The 22,312-nt window shown below is 70.1% G+C and carries 20 protein-coding genes and 2 tRNA genes; 6 read left to right on the top strand and 16 right to left on the bottom strand.

The genetic code is table 11. The features are described 5' to 3' along the window. Positions 1-53: 53 nt before the first annotated feature. From DEJ04_RS08710 to DEJ04_RS08650, 13 genes are all read right to left on the bottom strand, one after another. Complete coding sequence (locus DEJ04_RS08710) at positions 54-1,049, bottom strand: Gfo/Idh/MocA family protein (protein WP_111046825.1); 996 nt, start codon at positions 1,047-1,049, stop codon at positions 54-56. 52 nt (positions 1,050-1,101) lie between these two features. Then, on the bottom strand, positions 1,102-1,542 hold the full coding sequence (locus DEJ04_RS08705; RefSeq protein ID WP_111046865.1) for a BLUF domain-containing protein: 441 nt from the start codon (positions 1,540-1,542) through the stop codon (positions 1,102-1,104). 188 nt (positions 1,543-1,730) lie between these two features. Further along, positions 1,731-2,528: a glycoside hydrolase family 16 protein gene (locus DEJ04_RS08700; protein ID WP_111046824.1), complete on the bottom strand. Its 798-nt coding sequence runs from the start codon at positions 2,526-2,528 to the stop codon at positions 1,731-1,733. 181 nt (positions 2,529-2,709) lie between these two features. Further along, positions 2,710-2,782 (bottom strand) — tRNA-Thr (locus DEJ04_RS08695). A 44-nt stretch (positions 2,783-2,826) separates the two neighbouring features. Next, complete coding sequence (locus DEJ04_RS08690) at positions 2,827-3,462, bottom strand: TetR/AcrR family transcriptional regulator (protein WP_110863359.1); 636 nt, start codon at positions 3,460-3,462, stop codon at positions 2,827-2,829. 24 nt (positions 3,463-3,486) lie between these two features. Continuing rightward, complete coding sequence (locus DEJ04_RS08685; protein ID WP_071404998.1) at positions 3,487-4,629, bottom strand: DNA polymerase III subunit delta'; 1,143 nt, start codon at positions 4,627-4,629, stop codon at positions 3,487-3,489. A gap of 25 nt (positions 4,630-4,654) precedes the next feature. Continuing rightward, positions 4,655-5,290, bottom strand: a complete 636-nt coding sequence (gene tmk, locus DEJ04_RS08680; protein WP_111046823.1) for a dTMP kinase — start codon at positions 5,288-5,290, stop codon at positions 4,655-4,657. Further along, the gene (gene topA / locus DEJ04_RS08675) at positions 5,287-8,118 is read right to left on the bottom strand and encodes a type I DNA topoisomerase (protein ID WP_111046822.1); all 2,832 of its coding nucleotides are present in this window, start codon (positions 8,116-8,118) and stop codon (positions 5,287-5,289) included. Before topA ends, tmk begins: the two co-directional genes overlap by 4 nt. After that, on the bottom strand, positions 8,094-8,573 hold the full coding sequence (locus DEJ04_RS08670) for a flp pilus-assembly TadE/G-like family protein (RefSeq protein WP_146248677.1): 480 nt from the start codon (positions 8,571-8,573) through the stop codon (positions 8,094-8,096). The genes topA and DEJ04_RS08670 overlap by 25 nt, the downstream gene beginning before the upstream one ends. A gap of 1 nt (position 8,574) precedes the next feature. After that, entirely contained in the window at positions 8,575-8,880 is a 306-nt protein-coding gene (locus DEJ04_RS08665; RefSeq protein ID WP_181431568.1) for a TadE family type IV pilus minor pilin, read from the bottom strand. A 10-nt stretch (positions 8,881-8,890) separates the two neighbouring features. Beyond that, entirely contained in the window at positions 8,891-9,133 is a 243-nt protein-coding gene (locus DEJ04_RS08660; RefSeq protein ID WP_175330804.1) for a DUF4244 domain-containing protein, read from the bottom strand. 84 nt (positions 9,134-9,217) lie between these two features. Continuing rightward, positions 9,218-10,051, bottom strand: coding sequence for a type II secretion system F family protein (locus DEJ04_RS08655; protein ID WP_181437772.1), 834 nt, complete (start codon positions 10,049-10,051; stop codon positions 9,218-9,220). Then, positions 10,048-11,124 (bottom strand): CpaF family protein, encoded by a 1,077-nt coding sequence (locus DEJ04_RS08650; protein WP_375334729.1) that lies wholly within the window; start codon positions 11,122-11,124, stop codon positions 10,048-10,050. The genes DEJ04_RS08655 and DEJ04_RS08650 overlap by 4 nt, the downstream gene beginning before the upstream one ends. A gap of 600 nt (positions 11,125-11,724) precedes the next feature. Between DEJ04_RS08650 and acs the strand changes: the two genes are divergently transcribed. After that, positions 11,725-13,677: an acetate--CoA ligase gene (acs, locus tag DEJ04_RS08645; protein ID WP_111022279.1), complete on the top strand. Its 1,953-nt coding sequence runs from the start codon at positions 11,725-11,727 to the stop codon at positions 13,675-13,677. 79 nt (positions 13,678-13,756) lie between these two features. On the opposite strand, the gene DEJ04_RS08640 is transcribed toward acs, so the two are convergent. After that, positions 13,757-14,218, bottom strand: coding sequence for a RidA family protein (locus tag DEJ04_RS08640; protein WP_111046818.1), 462 nt, complete (start codon positions 14,216-14,218; stop codon positions 13,757-13,759). Continuing rightward, the gene (locus DEJ04_RS08635; RefSeq protein WP_017888699.1) at positions 14,215-14,373 is read right to left on the bottom strand and encodes a DUF4177 domain-containing protein; all 159 of its coding nucleotides are present in this window, start codon (positions 14,371-14,373) and stop codon (positions 14,215-14,217) included. The genes DEJ04_RS08640 and DEJ04_RS08635 overlap by 4 nt, the downstream gene beginning before the upstream one ends. Before the next feature lie 50 nt (positions 14,374-14,423). Here DEJ04_RS08635 and DEJ04_RS08630 point away from each other — a divergent pair, with 50 nt between their 5' ends. From DEJ04_RS08630 to DEJ04_RS08610, 5 genes are all read left to right on the top strand, one after another. Beyond that, positions 14,424-16,985, top strand: a complete 2,562-nt coding sequence (locus DEJ04_RS08630) for a transglycosylase domain-containing protein (RefSeq protein WP_111046817.1) — start codon at positions 14,424-14,426, stop codon at positions 16,983-16,985. Next, positions 16,982-17,935, top strand: a complete 954-nt coding sequence (locus tag DEJ04_RS08625) for a metallophosphoesterase (RefSeq protein ID WP_111046816.1) — start codon at positions 16,982-16,984, stop codon at positions 17,933-17,935. The genes DEJ04_RS08630 and DEJ04_RS08625 overlap by 4 nt, the downstream gene beginning before the upstream one ends. Before the next feature lie 1,261 nt (positions 17,936-19,196). Beyond that, positions 19,197-19,270, top strand: a tRNA-Pro gene (locus DEJ04_RS08620). A 157-nt stretch (positions 19,271-19,427) separates the two neighbouring features. After that, complete coding sequence (locus DEJ04_RS08615) at positions 19,428-20,462, top strand: sensor histidine kinase (RefSeq protein WP_111046815.1); 1,035 nt, start codon at positions 19,428-19,430, stop codon at positions 20,460-20,462. Then, positions 20,459-21,076 carry a response regulator gene (locus DEJ04_RS08610; protein WP_111046814.1) on the top strand — a complete coding sequence of 206 codons (618 nt, stop codon included), beginning with the start codon at positions 20,459-20,461 and terminating at the stop codon, positions 21,074-21,076. Before DEJ04_RS08615 ends, DEJ04_RS08610 begins: the two co-directional genes overlap by 4 nt. Positions 21,077-21,174: 98 nt before the next feature. Here DEJ04_RS08610 and DEJ04_RS08605 read toward each other — a convergent pair whose 3' ends face one another. Beyond that, complete coding sequence (locus DEJ04_RS08605) at positions 21,175-22,236, bottom strand: LLM class flavin-dependent oxidoreductase (protein ID WP_111046813.1); 1,062 nt, start codon at positions 22,234-22,236, stop codon at positions 21,175-21,177. Positions 22,237-22,312: the final 76 nt, after the last annotated feature.

The following is a 22,312-nucleotide window of genomic DNA, read 5'->3' as shown; positions in this document are numbered from 1 at the left end:
TGCGGCAGGAGCCTCCAGGCCGGATCCGGGATCCGTGGCGGACGGGAGCCGGATCAGGGAGCCGTGACGGGACCGTCGGCCGGGTACCGGACCCCGACCTGGCGTCGTGCCTCGTCCAGCACCGCCATGATCGCGACGGTCTCGTCCGGGTCCATCGGGCCGCCGTCGTGGCGTCCCGACGTGATCATCGTCTCGAAGGCGCGGGCCTCGTGCTCGTAGCCGGCGAGTTCCTCGCGACCGTCGAACTCCTCGACGACGGCTCCGTCGCGATCGCGGATCCGCCAGGTGGTCGGCGTGTACCAGGTGGAGTCGAGGTCGATGCGGCCGGTCTCGCCGATGATCGACGCGGTATTCGGGCTCCGCAGGTCCATCCCGAAGTGGATCATCGACTGCGCACCGCCCTCGTGCGTCATGACCAGGCCCATCTGCTCGTCGACGCCCTGCTCGCTCAGCGTCCCGGCTGCGACCAACGCGGTCGGCACCCCGAGCACGTCCACCGCGAAGGACACCGGGTAGATCCCGAGGTCGAGCATCGCTCCCCCGCCGAGTGCCGGGTCGCGCAACCGGTGGCCGGGGTCCGTCGGGAGCGCCTGGTGGTGGGTCGCCTCGACCACCAGCGGGCGGCCGATCCGTCCCTCGGCGACGACCTCGCGGATCATCGCCATCTGCGGCAGGAACCGGGTCCACATCGCCTCCATCACCGCGACACCCGCCTGCCGAGCCGCGTCGACGACCGTCCGGGCCTCGGCCGCGGTCATCGTGAAGGCCTTCTCGACCAGGACGTGCTTGCCCGCCCGGATCGCGAGCAGGGCGTCCTCGGCGTGCCGGACGTGCGGGGTCGCGACGTAGACCGCGTCGACATCGTCGTCCGCCACCAGGTCCTCGTAGGAACCGTGGGCTCGCTCGATGCCGAACTCGGCGGCGAAGGCCTCGGCGTGTTGCCGGGTGCGGCTGCCCACGGCCGTGAACACGACGCCGGCCGCGGTGCAGTCACCCACGAAGGACCGTGCGATGCCGCCTGTGCCGATGACTCCCCAGCGAACCGTCATGGGTCCTGTCTACCAGCGCGGGGTGGGCTGCGGCGGGCCCCGCCTCGGGTCGTCAGCGGCGGTGCTTGCCGAGCGCGGCGTCCGGGGCGGCCATCGGGTGGTTCCGGAACCAGCGCAGGAGCTCACGGGCACGGCTCGTGTCGGCGCTCGCATCGCCCTCGGCGAGGAACGAGTCGAAGCCGTCGGGCAGGTCGACGTCCGGTTCGCGGTGGAACGCCATCTTCCACTCGCCGAAACGCCGGGTGTGGATGCGTTCCTCGACGAGCAGGCCGACGTCGGTGTGCCGCGGGTCGTCGATGATGCGCTGGTACGTCTCGAGCACGGCTGCCTCGGGGCCCTCGAGCAGCTGCATGAACCGGCCGTCCTTGTAGACGAGCAGACCGGACAGGCCGGACGCGGTGTTGCGGACCCGTGCGTGCTCGAGCAGTGCGTCGAGCCGCTCCTGGTCGAACACCTCGTTCGCTGCGCTCATGTAGACCAGGGACAGCAGCATGACGACCTCTCGGTGACGACGGAACGGGTTCACTCTCATCGTGGACCGCACCGACGCCGTCGGGCAGCCCCAGAACGGGGATCGTTCCCGCCCGCGCACCCGCGTCGAGGTTCGGGTCATCGACGCGAGCACACGGGTGTCGGGTCGTACGACCGGACTGATTCGGAGCCCCCGTCCGGGGGGATTGGTCACTCCGTGTCGTAGGTGCGGACCCAGTCGATCTGCACGTGCCCGGGGTCGCCCCAGTTGCCGATCTGGAACATGTAGCGGTGCGGCGTGGTGGGCACGTTGCGCGGCACCGTGAACACGAGCTTGCCGTCGAGGTAGTACCGGATGATCTTCCCCGGCACCCACTCGGTCGTGTAGGTGTGCCAGTCGTTCCAGGACACCCGGGTGTTGTAGTGCTCGGTCCGCTTCTCGAGCCCCTCGAGCATCGAGTGGTGGAAGACGCGCGGTGAGCCGTTGAACTGCCCCTCCGGGTAGTTCAGCTCGCCGTCCGCCCAGGCGTTCGACGTCGGCCAGAGCATGACCGCGATCCCGTTGCCGTCGCCACCGGTCGCCCGTGCACGGATGCTGAAGGTGCCGCCGACGTGCGACCAGGCGCCGGTGGGCGTGCCGAACGTCCCGGCGGCGCCGTGCTCTCCGTCCATCGCGACGTCCAGGTAGCCGTCGTGGGCGCTGATGAGCTTGTCCGAGTAGTACTTGCCGCCCGTACCGTCGGGGTACGGCTGCCACGAGTTCCGGTACGTCTCGGCGAAGGGGCCGCCCGCTGCGGCGGGGGTGTCGAAGTCCTCGGAGAAGGTCGGCTCGCGGTCCGCGAGGTACGCGGGACCGGTCGCGGACGCCGTCGGGGTCGCGGACGGACCGGTGCTCGGCGACGAGGTCGAGGCGGACGTGGCACGGGACTCGGGCACGGCTGCCGCGGTGACCGCGAGGGCTCCGGCGGTGGCAGCGACCACGACGATGACCAGGACACGCTTCAGCACGGCGGCACCGCCGGTGGAGCGCTGGGCTGGTGGTCGGTCATCGTGTCCCCCGTTTCGCGGACAAGGGTAGCCCGCGAACGCGCCCGACGTCTGTCCCTCGGGCGAGGGACACGGGTTTCGTCCGGAATACGAAAACCCCGGTCAGAGCCACTTCGAGTGGGTCTGACCGGGGTGTTCACGGAGCCGCCTGTCGGAATCGAACCGACGACCTATTCATTACGAGTGAATCGCTCTACCGACTGAGCTAAGGCGGCGCACACTCCATGTCCGGAGTGGCACGAGCAATGACTATACAGGTTCAGACGAGTGAACGCGAAACCAGCACGCCGAGCTCCGAGAAGGACCGTTCGAGCTCGTCGACCAGGTGTGTTCCGGCCTCGGAACCCGACCACTCCCACCACGCGTGGCGCAGGGCGGCGAGGGCGACGATGGCCGCGAGACCCGCGCGACGGCGGAGTGCCTCGGCGTCGGCGGCGAGCTCCGGGTCGGCGTGTTCGAGCCGGCGCGCGACGGCCGTCTGCAGCTCCGCCTGGAACTCCTTCATGGACGCCATGCGACGGCTGAACAGCTCCGGGTTCGCGCGGAGGACCTGCTGCCGCTCCTCGATGAGCCCGCGCTCCTCGATCAGTTCCCGCGTGGAGTGCACGAGCAGCGTGCCGATGTCGGCGAGCAGGTCACCGCTCGGACCACCGTCGACGAACGCCTGCAACGCCGCGTCGTCGGGCAGCTGCGGGTCGTCCCCGAGGATCGCCTGCTCCTTGCTCGGGAAGTAGTTGAAGAACGTCCGGGGCGAGACGTCGGCCCGCCGGGAGATCTCGTCCACCGTCACCGCGCCGAGGCCGTCCTCGATGGCGATCCGGAGCGCAGCCTGCTGGATGGCGCGCCGGGTAGCGCGGCGCTTCCGTTCGCGCAGGCCGGGTTCAGCGTCGGGCATGCCGTGATTGTCGCACGCCGGGCCTCAGCGGCGGGCGCGGGCGATCGTGACGAGCAGTGCTTCGAGCGCCAGGAGTGCCGCCACGTTCGCCGCGATGCGCTGGCGCGCCAGGGCCACGGCGTCGAGGACCTCGAGCGCGGCAGCCGGCGGTGTCGTCGGCAACGCGTGTTCGAGCTGGTCCTGCATGGCCAGGTTGACCGGTTCCGCCGGGGCTCCGAGCCCCAGCAGGAGCAGGTCGCGGTACAGGGACGAGACGTCGACCAGGATCCGGTCGAGGCCGTCGCGCAGGCTCCGGGTCGCCCGGCGCTTCTGGTCGTCCTCGAGGGCGCGGAGCTGCGACCGGAGCGCCGGCGGGATCGTCCCGCCGGGTTCGACCCCGAGCGAACGCAGGGCCGCGTCGCGCTCTTCGGAGTCGCGCTGCTCGGTGATCGACTTGGCGTCCTCGTCGGCGACGGCGAGGAGTTCAGCGGCCGCCATGACGGCGTCACCCACGCTCCGCACACCGAGCACGGTCGTCAGGGTCCGGCGGCGACGGTCACGGGCCGGCTCGCTCGTGGCGAGACGCTGCGCCATGCCGATGTGGCTCTGCGCCTGACGAGCAGCATCCATCGCGAGGGCACGGTCGACACCGGTGCGGGCGACGAGCAGGTCGGCGACGGACTCGATGCCGGGCACGCGCAGGCGGACCGAGCGGACGCGCGACCGGATCGTCGGCAGCAGGTCGGCCTCACTCGGGGCGCAGAGGATCCACACCGTGCGCTCCGGGGGTTCCTCGAGCGCCTTGAGCAGCAGGTTCGAGGTGCGCTCGGTCATGCGGTCGGCGTCTTCGATGATGACGACCCGGTAGCGGCCGACCGACGGCGAGTAGTACGACGAGGTGACGAGCTGCCGGATCTCGTCGATCGTGATGATCACGCGCTGGGTCGTGAGCACCGAGACGTCGGGGTGGGTCTTCGCGGTGATCTGCCGCAGGGTGTGGTCGTCGTCGGGGCCGTTGCCCACGAGCGCCGCCGCGAAGGCGGTCGCCACGTTCGACCGTCCCGACCCGGGCGGGCCGGTGATGAGCCACGAGTGCGTCATGCCGCCGGTGCCGTCGGTGGACTCGGCCGCGTTGCGCAGCGACGCGACCGCTTCTTCCTGCCCGGTCAGGCCGTCCCACACGCTCACGGGACCATCCTGTCAGTGACCACCGTCATGCCGGGTCGATCCCGACGAGCGGGGCGACCGCTCGACGGACCGCGTCCTGCACGGTGTCGGTCGGGGCCGAGGCGTCGACCACCAGGAAGCGCACCGGCTCGGCCTCGGCCATCGCGAGGAAGGCCTGACGGACGGACTCGTGGAACGCCGCAGCCTCGGACTCGAGACGGTCGAACGTGTCGCCCCGCGCCGCGGCCACCCGGGCGCGTCCGACGGTGACGTCGAGGTCGAGCAGGATCGTGAGGTCCGGTGCCAGGCCGTCCGCCGCCCACTCCGAGACGGACCGGACCTGCTCGGCGCCGAGCCCGCGCGCGACGCCCTGGTAGGCGACGGACGAGTCGATGTAGCGGTCCTGCAGGACGACCTCGCCGCGTGCGATCGCCGGACGGACGACCGTCTCGACGTGCTGGGCTCGGTCGGCCGCGTACAGGAGCGCCTCGGCCCGGGGTGCGACGTGGCCCCGCTCGTGCAGGACCATCTGCCGGATCTGGACGCCGAGGTCGGTGCCGCCGGGCTCGCGGGTGCGGACAACGGTCCGACCGTGCGCACCGAGCCACGCCGAGAGCAGCTCCGCCTGGGTCGTCTTGCCCGCGCCGTCGCCGCCCTCGAGCGTGATGAAGCGACCGGTCACTTCTTCTTGGCCGCCGTCCGACGGGCCGGGGTCTTCTTCTTGACCGGCCCCTTGGCACGCTTGTCGGCGATGAGCTGCACCGCGCGGGCGTGGTCGACGGCCTCGACGTCCTCGCCCTTCGGGATGGTCGCGTTCGTCTCGCCGTCGGTGACGTACGGGCCGAACCGGCCGTCCTTCATCTTGATCGGCTTGCCGGACACCGGGTCGGCGTCGAACTCCTTGAGGGCGGCGCTCGCGGTGCGGTTGCCGCCGTACTTCGGCTGCGCGAACAGCTCGAGTGCGCCGGGCAGGTCGATGTCGAAGATCGCGTCCTCGCCGGGCAGGGTCCGGGTGTCGGTCCCCTTCTTCAGGTACGGCCCGTACCGGCCGTTCTGCGCCGTGATGTCGTTGCCCGTCTCCGGGTCCTGGCCCACGACGCGGGGCAGGTCGAGGAGCTTCAGCGCGGTCTCGAGGTCGACGGTCTGCGGGTCCATCGACTTGAAGAGCGAAGCGGTGCGTTCCTTCGGCGCCGCGGCCTTCTTCGTCGTCTTCTTCGCAGGCGCCTTCTTGGCGGGGGCCTTCTTCGCCGTCGCCGTCGCCGTCGCCGTCTCGCTCGTCGCGGTTGCAGCAGCCGCTTCGGCCACGGGGGCCTCTGCCGCTGCGGGCGCTTCGACGACCTCGCCGGTCTTCGGGTCCACGGTGGGTTCGGGCTCCGGGGTACGCTCCGTGACGTAGGGGCCGAAGCGGCCGTCCTTCGCCAGGACCTCTTTTCCGGTCTCCGGGTTGATCCCGACGACACGGTCGCCGATCACCGGGGCGTCGACGAGTTCCTTCGCCTTCTCGACGGTCAGTTCGTCGGGAGCGAGGTCCTCGGGCACGTTCACGCGCCGCGGCTTCTCGGGGTCGTCGCTCGGCACCTCGATGTAAGGGCCGTACCGACCGATACGGAGTGTGAGGCCCGGAGCGAGCTCGACCGAGTTGATCTCGCGGGCGTCGATCTCACCGAGGTTGTCGATGACCGTCCGCAGGCCGCGCTGGTCGTCGTCGCCGCCACCGAAGTAGAAGCCCTTGAGCCAGTCCACCCGGTCGGCGTCGCCGCGGGCGATGCGGTCGAGGTCTTCTTCCATCTCGGCGGTGAAGTCGTACTCCACGAGCTCGCCGAAGTACTCCTCGAGCAGGCGCACGACGCTGAACGCGATCCAGTTCGGCACCAGCTGCGTGCCGCGGAGCGAGACGTAGCCGCGGTCGATGATCGTCGGGCTGATCGTGGGGTAGGTCGACGGACGCCCGATCCCCAGCTCTTCCAGCGTCTTGATGAGGCTCGCCTCGGTGAAGCGCGGCGGCGGGGTGGTGTCGTGCCCCTTCGCCTCGACGTCGGTGACCGCGAGGTGCTCGCCCTGGGCCACGTTCGGCAGGGCGACGTCCTGGCCCGCACGCTCGGACGACTCGTGGCGGTCCTCGTCACGGCCTTCTTCGTAGGCGCTGAGGAAGCCGCGGAACGTGATGACGGTGCCGGATGCGGTGAACTCGGCGTCCGTGCCGTTCGCGGTCGACGCGATGCCCTCGACCGACTCGGTGGAGGAGATGCCGAGCACGATCGACGCGGTCGAACCCTTGGCGTCCGCCATCTGGGACGCGATGGTGCGCTTCCAGATGAGGTCGTAGAGGCGCCACTCGACACCGGTCAGGGTGCCCTGCAGGTCCTGCGGGGTGCGGAAGGAGTCGCCGGCGGGACGGATCGCCTCGTGCGCCTCTTGCGCGTTCTTGCTCTTGCTCGCGTACAGGCGGGGCTTGTCGGGCACGGTGGCCGAGCCGTACAGGTCCGCTGCCTGCTTGCGGGCCGCGTCGATGGCCTGCTTCGAGAGCGAGACCGAGTCGGTACGGATGTAGGTGATGTAGCCGTTCTCATACAGGGTCTGCGCAGCGCGAGCGGTCTGTCGCGGGGACAGACGGAGCTTGCGCGCGGCTTCCTGCTGGAGCGTCGACGTGGTGAACGGCGCGGCCGGGCGTCGCGTGTACGGCTTCGAGTCGACGCTGCGGACGGTGGCGTCACCGGCGCGCTCGAGGACCGTCGTCAGCGACGCGGCAGCGGCCTCGTCGAGCCGGACGACGTCACCGCTGAGCGTGCCGCGGTCGTCGAAGTCACGGCCGGAGGCGACGCGGGTGCCGTGGATCCGGGCGAGTCGCGCCGAGAAGGAGGACTCGCCGGCCTTCTCGAACCGGGCGGAGAGGTCCCAGTAGTTGGCGGACACGAAGGCCAGGCGCTCGCGCTCGCGGTCGACGACGAGACGGGTGGCGGCGGACTGCACACGGCCGGCGGACAGACCGGGGGCGACCTTGCGCCACAGGACCGGGGAGACCTCGTACCCGTACAGCCGGTCGAGGATGCGGCGGGTCTCCTGCGCGTCGACGAGGGCGGTGTCGAGCTCACGGGTGGCTTCCTGCGCGCGCTGGATCGCCTCCTTCGTGATCTCGTGGAAGACCATCCGCTTGACGGGGACCTTCGGCTTCAGGACCTGCAGCAGGTGCCACGCGATCGCTTCACCCTCGCGGTCTTCATCTGTTGCGAGGTAGAGCTCGTCGGCGTCCTTGAGGGCGCGTTTCAGCTCGGAGACGGTCTTCTTCTTGGCGTCGGACACGACGTAGTACGGCTCGAAGCCGTTGTCGACGTCCACCGAGAACTTGCCGAGGGAGCCCTTCTTGAGCTCGGGCGGCAGGTTCTTCGGCTCGACGAGGTCGCGGATGTGTCCGACCGAGGCCTGGACTTCGTATCCGTCACCGAGGTATTGCGCGATCGTCTTCGCCTTCGCAGGGCTCTCGACGATCACGAGCTTCTTCGTGCCTGGCACGTGTCTCCTTGATCGATGGTGCTGATCGGCCCTGGCCACGAGCGTGTCCGGGTCGACCGGGACATCGGTGACCGCGGGCCGACAGGCACACCATACACATAGTGTTCGGGCGGGTCGCCTGCCGGACCGGCCACCGCGAGTGCGCCGACGACGAACGGTCCGGTGCCCACGACCACGCGGACGCGGGCCGTGGTGGCGACGAGTTCGCAGGCGTCGAGGGCGGCCCCGTTCGCCGTGGCGATCCGGGTCGCGACCGCACACGGCTCCCCCGGTACCAGCCCGGTGGCGGCCGCCGCGGTGCCCACGGCGGCGGCGTCGGCGGCGCCCTGGGCGCGGAGGGCCTGCGTGCGGTGACCGGCGGCGGCGAGCGCCGTCGACCCGACGAGGACCCCCATGCCGAGGACCGCCACGAGCAGCACGGTCGCCGAGCCGCGTTGGCCGTCGGGGATCGTCACGTCAGCCCCCTCGGGCCGCGGCACACCCCGTCGCGGTCAGTGGGAGCGCCGCGAAGGGACCGGTCCCGCCGCGCGTGGCGTCGACGCAGACCAGGTCACCGTCCGACCGGACGACGACCGAGACCCCCGGAGCGATCCGGTCGGCCGCGGACCGGCCCTGGTGCTCGTCGTCACGCCCGATCGCCCGGGCGGCGGTGGCTGCGGCGAGTTGCAGACGGCCCTGCGCGTCGACGACGAGGACGGCTGCGACGAGGGCGGTCAACACGATCGCCACCACGGGGAGCGCCACCGCGAACTCGACGGTCACCGAGCCGCGCTCACAGCGAGAGCGCGCCACGGACGAGGTCGGTAAGGATGGTCTGGACCTCGCCGGAGCGCATGACCGCGACGAGCACACCGGCGAACGCCACGGCGGCGAGGATGACGACCGCGTACTCGGCGGTGGCCGATCCCCGGTCGTCCCGCAGCCGGGACGACCACCGGGCGACGAGGCGACGCGGGCGACGGTGGTGGCGGATGGCCCGACGGGTGCGGCGGTCGGGGGATGACGTGGTGCTCATGGAGTCCGTCCTTTCTGTTCGGTGGGACCAGCGTGTCCTGACCGGGGTGTCGACGACGAGGCCTCGGCGCCATCTGTGGAGAGGTCACGCGGCCCCGCCCACCGTGGAGGAGAGGACCCCGACCACGACGGGCACCACCCCCACGAGCACGAACGCCGGCAGGATGCAGACCCCGAGTGGCAGCACCAGTCGGACGGCCAGTCGTTCCGCCGCCACGAGCCCGTCGGCAGCGGCCTCGTCACGCACGTCCTCGGCGGCGCGGCGGAGCAACCCCGCGGCGGGCACCCCCGCACGCCGGGCGAGGTCGAGGACCTCCCGCAGCCGGTGCACGTCCCCGGCGGGCGGAGCGGCTCCCGCGGACGCCTCGGCGACTGCCTGCCCGGCGGTGGTCCACGACCCGCCTCCGGCGACCGCCACGGCCCAGGCGTCGAGGAGCACCCCGGGGACCCGGCCGTCGGGGGTCGCGGAACGGACCAGCCGGGCGGTCCACCGTCGCCCTGCCAGGACGAGGGCGGCCGCGGTGCACGAGCACGCCCAACCGGCCGGTGAACCGACCAGGACCTCGACGGCACCGGCACCCCAGGCCGCACCGAGCCCCAACCCGAAGAGCGGCAGCGCGAGCACGACCCGGGCGCTCGTCCGCGGGCCCGCCAGGGCGACCCGGATCGCCCGGTCCGACGCCGCGGCTCGTCGGAGCGCGCCGGCGAGCCCGCGGAGGGTCTCCGCGACGGGAGCACCCGTCCGGTCCGCCACGCGGAGGACGACGAGGATGTCCTGCTGGGCGGGTCCTCCGACCCCGCGCAGCCCGCCGACGAGCCGCCAGGCCCGCGGCGGCGGGACGCCTGCCGCGACCAGCGTCGCCACCCGGTCGAGCACCCCGGCCACCCGCGCCGGGCCGTCGGGTGTGGGTCGTCTCACCGCAGCCCGTCCACCGGGCGCACCTCGAGCCTCCCGTCCGGGCCGACGCACAACGTGCCCACGCCACCGAGCCGCCGCTGGCCTGCTCGTCGCTCCACGTGCAGGATCAGGTCGAACGCGCTGACGGCCTGCCGGGCCAGCGCCTCGGCACCGAGGCCGGCGAGCGCCCCGAGTGCTTCGAGGCGAGCGGCCACGTCGGCGATGCCGTTGGCGTGCACGGTGCCGGCTCCCCCGTCGTGCCCGGTGTTCAGGGCGGAGAGGAGTTCGCGGACCTCGGCGCCGCGGCACTCCCCCACGACGATCCGGTCGGGTCGCATCCGCAGCGCCTCGCGCACGAGTCGGTCGAGGCCGAGTGCGCCGACCCCCTCGGCGTTCGCCTGCCGCGCCTCGAGCGCGACGACGTGCGGATGGGCGATCCGGAGCTCGGCGACGTCCTCCACCGTCACGATGCGCTCGTCGACGGGGACGTTCCCGAGCATCGCCGCGAGCAGGGTGGTCTTGCCGCTGCCGGTGGCGCCGGTGACCAGGACGTTCCGGCGCGCGGCGACGGCGTCCTCGACGACCGACCGCGGGACGAACGCGAAGGTCCCGCCGTGTTCGAGGGTGGCGAGGGAGGGTCGATGGACCTGTGGCAGTCGTATCGACACCGCGGTGCCCCCGACGGACACCGGGGCGAGGACGACGTGGACCCGGACGCCGTCGCCGTGCCGGACGTCCGCGCACGGGGTGGTCTCGTCGACGTGGCGGCCGCCGAGCGCGACGAGCCGGGTCGCGAGTTCGCGGGCACGTGCTTCGGTCAGTCGCGGCTGGACGGCTTCGAGGCCGGTGCCGCGGTCGACCCACGTCCCCACGCCACCGAGCACCAGGACGTCCGTCACGGTGGCATCAGCCACCAGGGCGGCCAGTTCCTCGAACTCGACGACCACGGACGCCCGGCGACGAGCCGGCGGCGCTGCCCCGGGCAGGAACGGCGCCGACGGAGCACGCGCCCGCGCCGGCGCCGAGAACGCAGGCGATGTCGACGCGGACGGCGCCGAGGCGTGGGGAAGCAGTGGAGCACGGTGCAGGGGCATGCCGCCGACGGTAGGGAGCACGTCGGCCTTCAGCCGAGACGGTCCCCACTTCTGTGGACAACGTCGGAGTGCCCCACCAACGGACCGGTTTGTCCCCCGAAACGGAAAGCCGTACCCCGGTCGATGATGCGACACCGACGCGCTCGGGGCTACCCACCACCCCCGCTTCCCCCGGCCGGACTGTGCGTAGCACCTGCTACGCAAGAACATGCAGAATGCATGCACGAGCATGGACCGGTCTGTCCACGCGACCGGCGTCCCTGCGCGGATCGGGGCACACGGCGGAGCCCGACGAGCCACCATCGCTCGAGTCGGACCCCGGGAAACAGAAGAGGCGGCACCGGTTGGGGGGAACAGGTGCCGCCTTGACATCGAGGGATTGGGGGGAATCCGATTCGATGCCGCCGGAAACGAGTCCAGCGGGATCTACTGTACCCCACGATCGGCCCTCCAGGGCAACCCCGGACACGACCTCCGGGCGTGCCGCGCCCCGACCCGGCCGAGGGGTAGTCTCCGGATGCACGCAGGCACCGGCGACGGATGCTCGCACGCATCCACGACGGATGCCACCAGAGGCCGCAACGACGCGAAAGGACATCGATGTCCACTCCGACCCAGACCGACCCCCGAGGCGACGACGGAGCGACCTTCGCACCGCCGCCCGAGTTCGTGGCCGACGCGGTCGCCGGCGAGGACCTCCACCGCGCAGCAGCAGCCGACCGCGAGGCGTTCTGGGCCGAGCAGTCCCGCTCCCTGCTCGACTGGCGCACCCCGTTCACGCAGACCCTGGACTGGTCGGGCGCCCCGTTCGCGAAGTGGTTCGCCGACGGCACGCTCAACGTCGCCGAGAACTGCCTCGACCGACACGTCCGCGCGGGCAACGGCGACCGGGTCGCGATCCACTTCGAGGGCGCTCCCGGCGACACGCGCCGGATCACCTACGCCGAGCTGACCGCCGAGGTGCAGCGCGCCGCGAACATGCTCACCGACCTCGGCGTGGGCCAGGGCGACCGGGTGGTCGTGTACCTGCCGCTCATCCCCGAGGCCGTCGTGACGATGCTCGCCGTCGCCCGCATCGGTGCCGTGCACTCGGTCGTCTTCGGCGGGTTCAGCGCGGAGAGCCTCCGTGCCCGGATCGAGGACGCCGGCGCGAAGCTCGTCGTCACCGCGGACGGCGGGTGGCGGCGCGGTGCCGTCTCACCGCTCAAGCCCGCAGTCGACGAGGCGCTGACCGGCGAGGGCACGGACACGGTCGAGCACGTCCTGGTCGTCAAGCGCGGCGGCAACGACATCGCCTGGAACGACCGCGACGTCTGGTGGCACGACGAGCTGGCGAAGGCGGCGCCGACCCACGAGGCCCAGGCGTTCCCCGCCGAGACCCCGCTGTTCATCCTGTACACCTCGGGCACGACCGGGAAGCCGAAGGGCATCGTGCACACCTCCGGCGGCTACCTGACCCAGGCGGCGTACACGCACAAGAACGTCTTCGACATGCACCCGGAGAAGGACGTCTACTGGTGCACCGCCGACATCGGCTGGATCACCGGCCACTCCTACGTCGTCTACGGCCCGCTCGCCAACGGCGTCACCCAGGTGCTCTACGAGGGCACCCCCGACGAGCCGAAGCCCGGCCGCTGGTGGGACCTCGTCGACGCGTACGGCGTCACGGTCCTCTATACCGCACCCACGGCGGTCCGCGCGGCGATGAAGGCCGGCCGCGAGATCCCGGAGGCGCGCAGCCTCGAGACCCTCCGCCTGCTCGGCAGCGTCGGCGAACCGATCAACCCCGAGGCGTGGCAGTGGTACCGCCAGGTCATCGGCCACGACCGCACGCCGATCGTCGACACGTGGTGGCAGACCGAGACCGGCGCGATCATGATCTCCGCGCTGCCCGGCGTCACGAAGCTCAAGCCCGGCGCCGCGCAGACGCCCCTGCCGGGCATCGTCGCCGAGATCGTCGACGACGACGGCAACCGTGCCGAACCCGGCGAGAGCGGATACCTCACGATCACCGAGCCGTGGCCGTCGATGGCCCGCGGGATCTGGAACGACCCGGACCGGTTCGTCGAGACGTACTGGTCGCGGTTCCCCGGTCGCTACTTCGCCGGCGACGGCGCGCGGCTCGACGGGCAGGGCGACATCTGGGTGCAGGGACGCGTCGACGACGTCATGAACGTCTCGGGACACCGCCTGTCGACGGCCGAGATCGAGTCCGCCCTGGTCGGCCACGAGGGCGTCGCCGAGGCCGCCGTGGTCGGGGCCGCCGACGAGACCACCGGGCAGGCCGTCGTCGCCTTCGTCATCCTGACGGCCGAGGCCGCCGCCGACGTCGACCGCGAGACCGCCTCCGCGGAGCTCCGCAACTGGGTCGGCAAGCGGATCGGCGCGATCGCGAAGCCGCGACAGGTCGTCATCGTGCCGGAGCTGCCGAAGACACGCTCCGGCAAGATCATGCGGCGGCTCCTCCGCGACGCGGCCGAGGGCCGCCGCATCGGCGACACGACGACGCTCGCCGACCCGACGATCATGGCGACCATCGCGGAACTCATGTAGTCCCGCCAGACGGAAGCAGGGCCTCCAGTCAGATACAGACTGGAGGCCCTGCTCACGTTCGTTCCGTCGGTCGCTGCCGTCAGGCGGTGAGCTCCACCACCAGCTCGACCTCCACCGGCGCGTCCAGCGGGAGCACGGCGACGCCCACCGCGCTCCGCGCGTGGACGCCGGCGTCGCCGAAGACCTCGCCGACCAGGGTCGACGCGCCGTTCGCGACACCGGGCTGGCCGGTGAACGACGGGTCCGACGCGACGAAGACCGTGACCTTGACGACACGGGCCACGCGGTCGAGCGAACCAGCGACCGACTGCACGGCGGCCAGGGCGTTCAGCGCGGCCACGCGAGCCTGCGCGGCAGCGGTCCCCGCGTCGACGTCGGTACCGACCTTGCCGGTCACGGGCAGGGCGCCGTCGACGAAGGGCAGCTGGCCCGCCGTGTAGACGTACTGGCCCGTCACGACGGCGGGCACGTAGGCGGCGACGGGCGCGGCGACCGCGGGGATCGTCAGGCCGAGTTCGGCGAGCCGGTCGGAGACGCTCATGCGTCGGCCTTGGGGCGCTTCAGGTAGGCGACGAGACCGCCCTCGGGCCCGGTGACGATCTGGACCAGCTCCCAGCCCTCGTCCCCGTAGTTGTTGAGGATCGCGGTGGTGTTGTGGATCATCAGCGGCGTGGTGAAGTACTCCCAGCGAGTCATGCGGTTCCTTGCCAGCCTTTCAGTCGGGGGTGTCGTTTAGGCTGCATCCTATGTCTGCCCAGAAGACGTCTGCATCGCGGACCAAGCCCGTCTCAGCAGTCGGCGCCTTCATCGGATTCGTCGGGTTCAGTGCCCTCGCCGGCCTGCTCGTCACGATCGGGGTCACCCCGGCCATCGCCGTCGCCGGTGTCACGACGACGTCCACGATCGGTGTGTTCGAGTCCCTGCCGGAGTACATCGAGATCGGTGACCTGCCGCAGCGCAACGAGCTGTACGCGTACTCCGGCGGCAAGTCCGTGCACTTCGCCACCCTGTACGACCAGAACCGCCAAGAGCTGAAGTTCGACCAGATCAGCGACCAGCTGAAGAACGCGGCGATCGACGGCGAGGACAAGCGCTTCTACGACCACGGTGGCGTCGACATGACGTCCCTCATCCGCGCCGGTGTGGGCAGCATCGCGGGCGGCCTCGGCGACTCGGGCGGTGGGTCGACGCTGACCATGCAGCTCGTCCGCAACATCAAGATGAACGAAGCCCTGAACCTCCCCACCAAGAAGGAGCAGGAGAAGGCCTACAACGAGGCCGTCGAGCAGACCATCCCCCGCAAGCTGGAGGAGATGAAGCTCGCGATCGGGCTGGCGAAGAAGTACTCCAAGAAGGAGATACTCACCGCCTACCTGAACATCGCCTACTTCGGCGACCAGACCTACGGCGTGCAGGCCGCGGCGCAGCACTACTACAACAAGAGCGCGACCGACCTGACCCCGGCCGAGGCCGCGTCGCTCATCGCGATCGTGCAGTACCCCGAGGCGCGCAACCTGTCGAGCCCGAAGAAGTACGACGCCAACGTCGCCCGACGCAACGTCGTCCTCCGTTCGATGTACGACCAGAAGAACCTCACCGAGGCCGAGTACCGAACGGCTCGTCAGTCGAAGCCGGCGGACTACGTGCACCTGACGCAGCCGTCGCAGGGCTGCCGTGCCTCGGTCGGCGACGGGTCGCAGTTCTTCTGCGACTACGCCAAGAAGGTCGTGCTCGAGATGTCGCAGCTCGGCTCGTCGCAGAAGGCTCGCGACACCGCGTGGCGGAACGGCGGCTACAAGATCCAGACGACGCTGAACATCGACCTGAACGCCGAGCAGAAGCGTCTGCTGAACACCTACGACAACAAGGCCGAGACGAACCTGGCCCTGGGTTCGACGCTCAACTCGATCGAGGCTGGCTCCGGCCGAATCATCACGATGGCACAGAACAAGGACTTCGACGAGTCCTTGAAGTCGGCGCCGACATCGACCTCGCTGAACTACAGCGTCGACGAGAAGTACGGCAGCTCGAAGGGCTTCCAGACCGGCTCGACCTACAAGTTGTTCACGCTGCTGGACTGGGTGAAGGCCGGACACGGGTTGAACGAGACCGTCAGCGGTGCTGAACGAGTGGTCACGCCGTGGACGATCTGCGGTCAGACCGACTACACGAAGTTCGACGTCTCGAACGACGCTCCCGGTGAAGGCGGCAACTGGAGTGTGCTGGGCGCCACCGCCGGCTCGATCAACGGTGCGTTCGCCTCGATGGCGCAGAAGCTCGACCTCTGCGACATCCGCGACATCGCGCAGTCGCTCGGTGTCCACCGTGCGGACGGCGCAGAGCTGCAGTACCAGAACCCTTCCGCGATCCTGGGCACGAACGAGATCGCCCCGATGACGATGGCTGCGGCGTACGCGGCCGTTGCGAACAACGGCATCTACTGCAAGCCGATCGCGATCGACGAGATCACGTCGCCGTCCGGCAAGAAGCTCGGCGGCCAGACCAAGGACTGCCAGCAGGCCGTCGATCCGGCCTTCGCCCAGGCAGCGATCTACGCGATGAAGGGCACAATCAGGAGCGGAACGGCAGTGGGCGCGCAGACGCCTGACGGCACCCAGCTGTTCGGCAAGACGGGTACCACCGACGAGGCTGACCAGATCTGGCTCGTTGGTGCGAGTTCGCGCGTGGCCACCGCCTACTGGCAGGGCAACACCGACGGTCGCAAGATCAACCTCCGTCACTTCAGCAACGGTGTCGGCGGAACGTACGCCGGAGACCGCGCCAAGGTCTGGCGCGAGGCGATGACCCCGATCAACGCGATCTACCCCGCTGGCCCGTTCACGGACCCGCAGCAGAACGCGATCCGCGGCAACGCCAAGGCACTGCCGAACCTGCAGGGCAAGACGGCGGACGAGGCCCGCGCGGCGATCTCGGGCGCCGGGTTCACCTACGTCGACGGCGGTGCGCGTCCCGGCCCGGGGAACCCCGGTTCCGTTACCTCGACGTCCCCGGCGGCGGGTGCGCTCCTTTCCTCGGGTTCGAGCGTCACCGTCTACACGTCCGACGGCACCCAGGCGACCGTTCCGGAGATCGGCGGCGACTCCCTCGGGGACGCCCGCTCGGCCCTGAACGATGCCGGGTTCACGAGCGTCAACCTCGCCGACAGCTACGCCAAGGGCGGCGGTGGCAAGACCTGCAAGGTCGCCGCGGTCGAGCCGGCGATCAACGCCACGGCGAACAAGAACGACAACGTGACGATCCAGCTCTACGGCGACAAGAACGGCAAGGCGCCCAAGGACTGCAAGTGACCCGCGGTCGCACCGCACTCGGCGTCCTCGCTGCCGGCGCGGCCGTCGGAGCTGCTTCGGCAGCGTGGGGCTCGCTCGTCGAGCGGCGTCGCTTCGGGATCCGGTGGGAGACCGTCCCGGTGCTCCCGCCGGGATCCCGTGACGTCACTGTCCTGCACCTCTCCGACATCCACATGGCCCCGTGGCAGGCCGACAAGCAGCAGTGGCTGCGCGACCTGAGCCTGGTCGAACCGGACTTCATCGTGAACACCGGGGACAACCTCGGCCACGCGACCGCGAACGCTGCTGTTGAGTACGCGCTCGAGCCGTTCCGCGGGGTACCCGGTGTGTTCGCCTACGGGTCGAACGACTTCTTCGGGCCCTCCCCGCGCAACCCGCTCAAGTACTTCTCGGGGCCGAGCCGGATGCACAAGGCTGCGGAGCCCGTCGGTCTCGACATCGATCGGCAGACGGCGTTCTTCGAGTCGCTCGGCTGGCTCGACCTCAACGACCAGGCGCACGCGATCGAACTCCGCGGCTCCCGGTTCGAGCTGTTCGGCACGTCGGACGCGCACCGCGACTGGGACCGCCTCGACCTGCTCCCCACCAACGTCGACGAGATGCGCAGCGACGTGCCGTGGTCCGAGGACGAGGACGGCCCCGCTCCGGTCGCGATCGGTGTCACGCACGCGCCGTACCGTCGCGTGCTCGATGCCTTCGTGACCCAGGGTGCCGACATCATCTTCGCCGGGCACACCCACGGCGGTCAGGTGGCGGTCCCCGGGGTCGGCGCGCTCGTCACGAACAGCGACCTCCCCCGCCGGTACGCGAGCGGATTGCACAAGTGGGAGCACCGCAACCACTGGTCGTGGCTCGAGGTCTCGGCCGGTCTCGGCACCTCGATCTACGCGCCCGTCCGGTTCGCCTGCCGGCCCGAGGCCGTCGTGGTCACCCTGACCGCACGCCTGTAATTTGGCATAACTTTGTTCGGGCAATGTGCACTTACACATTGCTCGATTGCCCGAGCGTGCAGCCCCCCTACGTCGGCGTTATGGCACCCACGCCACCCTCAGACGCGAATACCGCAAATGACTCGGAGTCGACAAACACTGTACCGCAGGGCGTTCACGACTTGAGGTCGACTCGAACAAGCCCGGAGACATGCTGATACCTGACCAAGGGGTTGTGTCTCGAGTTCCCTCAGTTGCGCCTTTGGTTCATAGCTTGCGTCGCCACTAGCGCCCGACACCGGACCGTCGACAAGCCTTCGAGATACAGCAGCAACGCCGTGAGGAGTTCGTTCGATATTCTCAACAGGGCTTCGAGCGCCGCAATTCGCACTAAGTCCTCTGGCGATCGAGCGCGTTGCCGCTGACAACGTCGGGTCACAACAGTTCGACACACGAACTCGCAAAAGAAGACCACGTCGAATTCGCAAAAAGTCTACCGCAGAGGAAGCTGCGTAGCACTGGCCTCCGGTCCCCGATCTCACCATGTCATGGGGGCAATGAGTCCACAGTCCGCACTTTGGGGGACCTTCTCGAGAGCAAAGACTAGTTGACCGAATGCTCCGTGCTGGCCTATCGTCGATCGGGGGGCGAATGAGCTCACCGTAGCTCAACGGAAGAGACCGAACTATGAAAACGCACGAGAACAAGACCCGGAACCTGATGAGCAGGTCGTTCGGGATACTCGCGGTAGCAGTCACACTTGGAGCCCTCGCGCCAATTCTCCCTCTTGTCGGGAGCAATGGGTCCGCTCACGCCGCCGCTTGCACCGACGGTGGGCGCACTTATCACGGAGTCACAATGCTGAACAAGTATGTGGAGCTCCGCGGGTCTAGCAATTGCAACGGCACGGCTTGGCTCCGATGGAATCCGACAGCGACGAAGGTCGACGGCGGGGGAACAATCAAGTTTCAGTACCAAAACGCGTGCGGCAAGAAGTATAACGGCGAATCAAGGGTTATCAGTAGCGTAGGTGGCACCGCGTCGCACATCACTGCGTACAAATCGGGTGTCGTCAGCGCTCGGATGGTGTACTCCCGGGACTCTGGGTCACCCGCTTCCTTCACGGGCCCCTGGTACAAGGTCGGAGGCAAGTCCACAACCTGCTGACGCACCCACTCCAGCCCTTTGCTTGGCCGACTCGCCCGGGCATCATCTCAAAATCGCCACCTCTCGGCCCTATCAGCTATGCTGGTCGGGTTGCCTCGTAGAGGTAGCCGCACCGCGGGGTGTGGCGCAGCTTGGTAGCGCGCCTCGTTCGGGACGAGGAGGTCGCAGGTTCAAATCCTGTCACCCCGACACTGTGTTGAGACAGTACGAAGAAGGCCCTGGTTCTCCGGAACCGGGGCCTTCTGCTTCCCCCGGGTGCATCTCGGCTGCCCGATGGGTCGCACGACCCAGTCAGCCGTCAGCCGCCCCATCGCGAGCAGCCCCTCCCGCTACGCTCGCAAGCGCCATGCAGAACGACCATCCCCTCGCCGCCGTGCTCGCCGCGATCGCCGCCGAGTTCCCCGACATCGCGGACGACCCGGCGCTGGCGCAGAGCCTCACCGAGAACGTCTCATCGATGATCGCCGAGGCCCACGAGCGCTACGCCGCGGGAACCGACGGCAGCGTCGTGAGCCACGCGTTCCTCGACCCCGAGCACCTGGCGACCGGCAGTCTGCACGCCGAGCACGCCCAGCACCCGGCTGGCGCCATGCTCGCGGCGGAGATGCTGTTCGACGCCTACCTGCCGGTCTTCGTCGACGAGGTCGGCGCGGCGTCCACCGCCGAGGTCCTGCGCGCCACCAGGGCCCTGCACGCCGGCGTCTGGAGCCGGTTCCCGGCCGGGGCGGTCGCGTACACGGAGGCACTGCGCCAACGCCTCACCACGGCGCACCTGGACTCCCGCACGCAGATCGCGCGGGACCTGCACGACCGCGTCGCCCACGGCATCCTCGCCGGGCTGCAGCGCCTCGACCTCGTCCTGCTGACGGACCCGCCGGCGGACGAACGAGCCGATCAGCTCGACGACGCAGCGCGGTTGCTCCGGAGCGCACTCGGCGACGTCCAGGACCTCGCAGTGAGCCTGCACGCCCGGGTCGGGGATGCCCTGCTCGACGACGCGCTCCGACGGCACGTGCGCGATCTGTTCCCCGACGACGACCTCCTGTCCATCGAGTCGACGGGTGTGGCCGGTCCCCTGCCGAACTGGCAGGCCGAGGAAGCGCTGACGATCCTGCTCGAGGCGCTCACGAACCGCAGCAAGCACGCGCGTGGATCGACGGCTTCGGTGCGCTTCCTCTGGTCACCCGCAGCGCTGGTGGTGACGGTCGCCGATGACGGCCCGGGGTTCGACGTGGAGAGCGACGCCGACGGCCGCCTCGGCCAGCAGACCATGCGCGAGCGTGCGGCGGTGATCGGGGCCCGGCTCGACGTCGACAGCGTCCGCGGCAGCCGAGACCACGGCACCACCGTCCGCCTGACCATCCCGAGGGGGACCCTGTGACCGTCACCCACGTCGCCATCGTCGACGACCACCGGCTCTTCCGCGAAGGACTCGCCACGATCCTGGCCGCGGTCCCCACGATCCGCGTCGTGGCGCACGGCGAACGACCGTCAGAGGTGCTCGACTCCCCGGAGGCCGCCGCGATCGACGTCCTGCTGCTCGACGTCGAACTGGACGGCCCGCCGGCACGGACGACGATCGCCACGGTCCGCCGGACCCGCCCGGACATCCGGGTGGTGGTGCTCACGATGCACCGGGACGCCGTCCTCCGCCGGACCCTGCTCGATGCCGGCGCGGTCGACTTCGTCACGAAGGACACCCCGAGCCGTGAACTCGTCGACCGGATCGCCCGCGCAGCCCACGCCGATGCGGCACCGGTCACGTTCCCGGTCGACCTGGTGACCGAGGCCCGAGCCGGCTCACCGTTGAGCGACCGCGAGCTCGAGGTCCTGCGACTCCTCGCCGCCGCGCGCACCAACGCCGAGATCGCCGCCGACCTGCAGCTCGCGATCGGCACCGTCAAGCGGCACGTCTACAACGTCTTCCGCAAGCTGGACGTCGGTTCCCGCGTCGGGGCGGTCGCCGCAGCCACGCGCCTGGGCCTGCTCAGCTGAGGCACCACGCAACTTCGTGAGCAGCAATGGTCGGGTGCCCACCGGACACCCGACCATTCCTGCTCACGAAGCGAACGAACTCGACGAAGCGACCCGGACTAGCCGACGGACGACGCCCCGGCGCCAGCTGACGCACCCGCGGGCACGAGCTTGCCGGCGGCGTGCAGCCCGGCCACGACGTCGAGCGCCTGGTGCCGGTACCGCGCCTGCGCGGCACCGGGCGACACGATCACGCCGTTCGCCCCGGTCGACGCCACGAGTGCGTTGATCTTCTCCGCGACCTGCTCGGCATTGCCGTAGGCCTGACGCTCGGTGCGGGCTGCGATGAACCGACGCTCGAGGTCGTTGAACTCGTACGCACGCGCCTCGTCCATCGAGACCGGCTCGGGCTTCCGGCCCGAGCGCATCCGGATGAACGAGATCATGCCCGGGGCGCTCTGCTCGTCGATGACGGCGGGGTCCTCGTCGGTGACGACCTGCACACCGATCAGCGCGTTCGGCGTCTGGCGGAAGCGTGACGGACGGAACGAATCGCGGTACAGGGCGAGTGCCGCCTCGGTGTTGTCCGACGCGAAGTGGTGGGCGAAGGCGAACGAGATGCCGAGCGCACCGGCGACCTGGGCGCTGTAGCCGGAGGACCCGAGCAGCCAGAACTCCGGCACGTCGCCGTAGCCCGGAACGGCGCGGATGCCGGCGAGCGGGTTCTCCGCGCCCATGCCGGTGAAGAACCCGATCAGGTCGGCCAGGCGGTCCGGGAAGTCGTCGACGTCGAGTCGGTCCGTGCGGCGGAGGGCCATCGCCGTCGCGCCGTCGGTGCCGGGAGCGCGCCCGAGCCCGAGGTCGACCCGGTCGCCGTACAGGGCACGGAGGGTGCCGAACTGCTCGGCGACGACGAGGGGCGCGTGGTTCGGCAGCATGACGCCACCGGATCCGATGCGGATGGTCGAGGTGGCCGCGCCCACGGCGCTCAGCAGCACCGCCGGGGCCGAGGACGTGATGCCCGGCATCCCGTGGTGTTCGGCGACCCAGAACCGCTCGTACCCGAGCTGCTCGGCGTGCACGGCCATGTCGATGGACCCCTGCAGGGCCTCGGTGTTGGACTGGCCGTACTCGCGGGTGGCCAGGTCGAGGACGGACAGGTGCAGGGTGTCGTCGGTCATGTGGTCACCAACGCGCGTCGACGCACGTGCATTCCTGTGCACGCGACGGACTGGAGGCCCGTGGCGGCGCCGCCAC

The sequence above is a fragment of the Curtobacterium sp. MCLR17_044 genome (assembly GCF_003234435.1).
GTDB classification, from domain to species: Bacteria; Actinomycetota; Actinomycetes; order Actinomycetales; family Microbacteriaceae; genus Curtobacterium; species Curtobacterium flaccumfaciens.
This window is presented reverse-complemented; position numbering and strand designations above follow the sequence as displayed.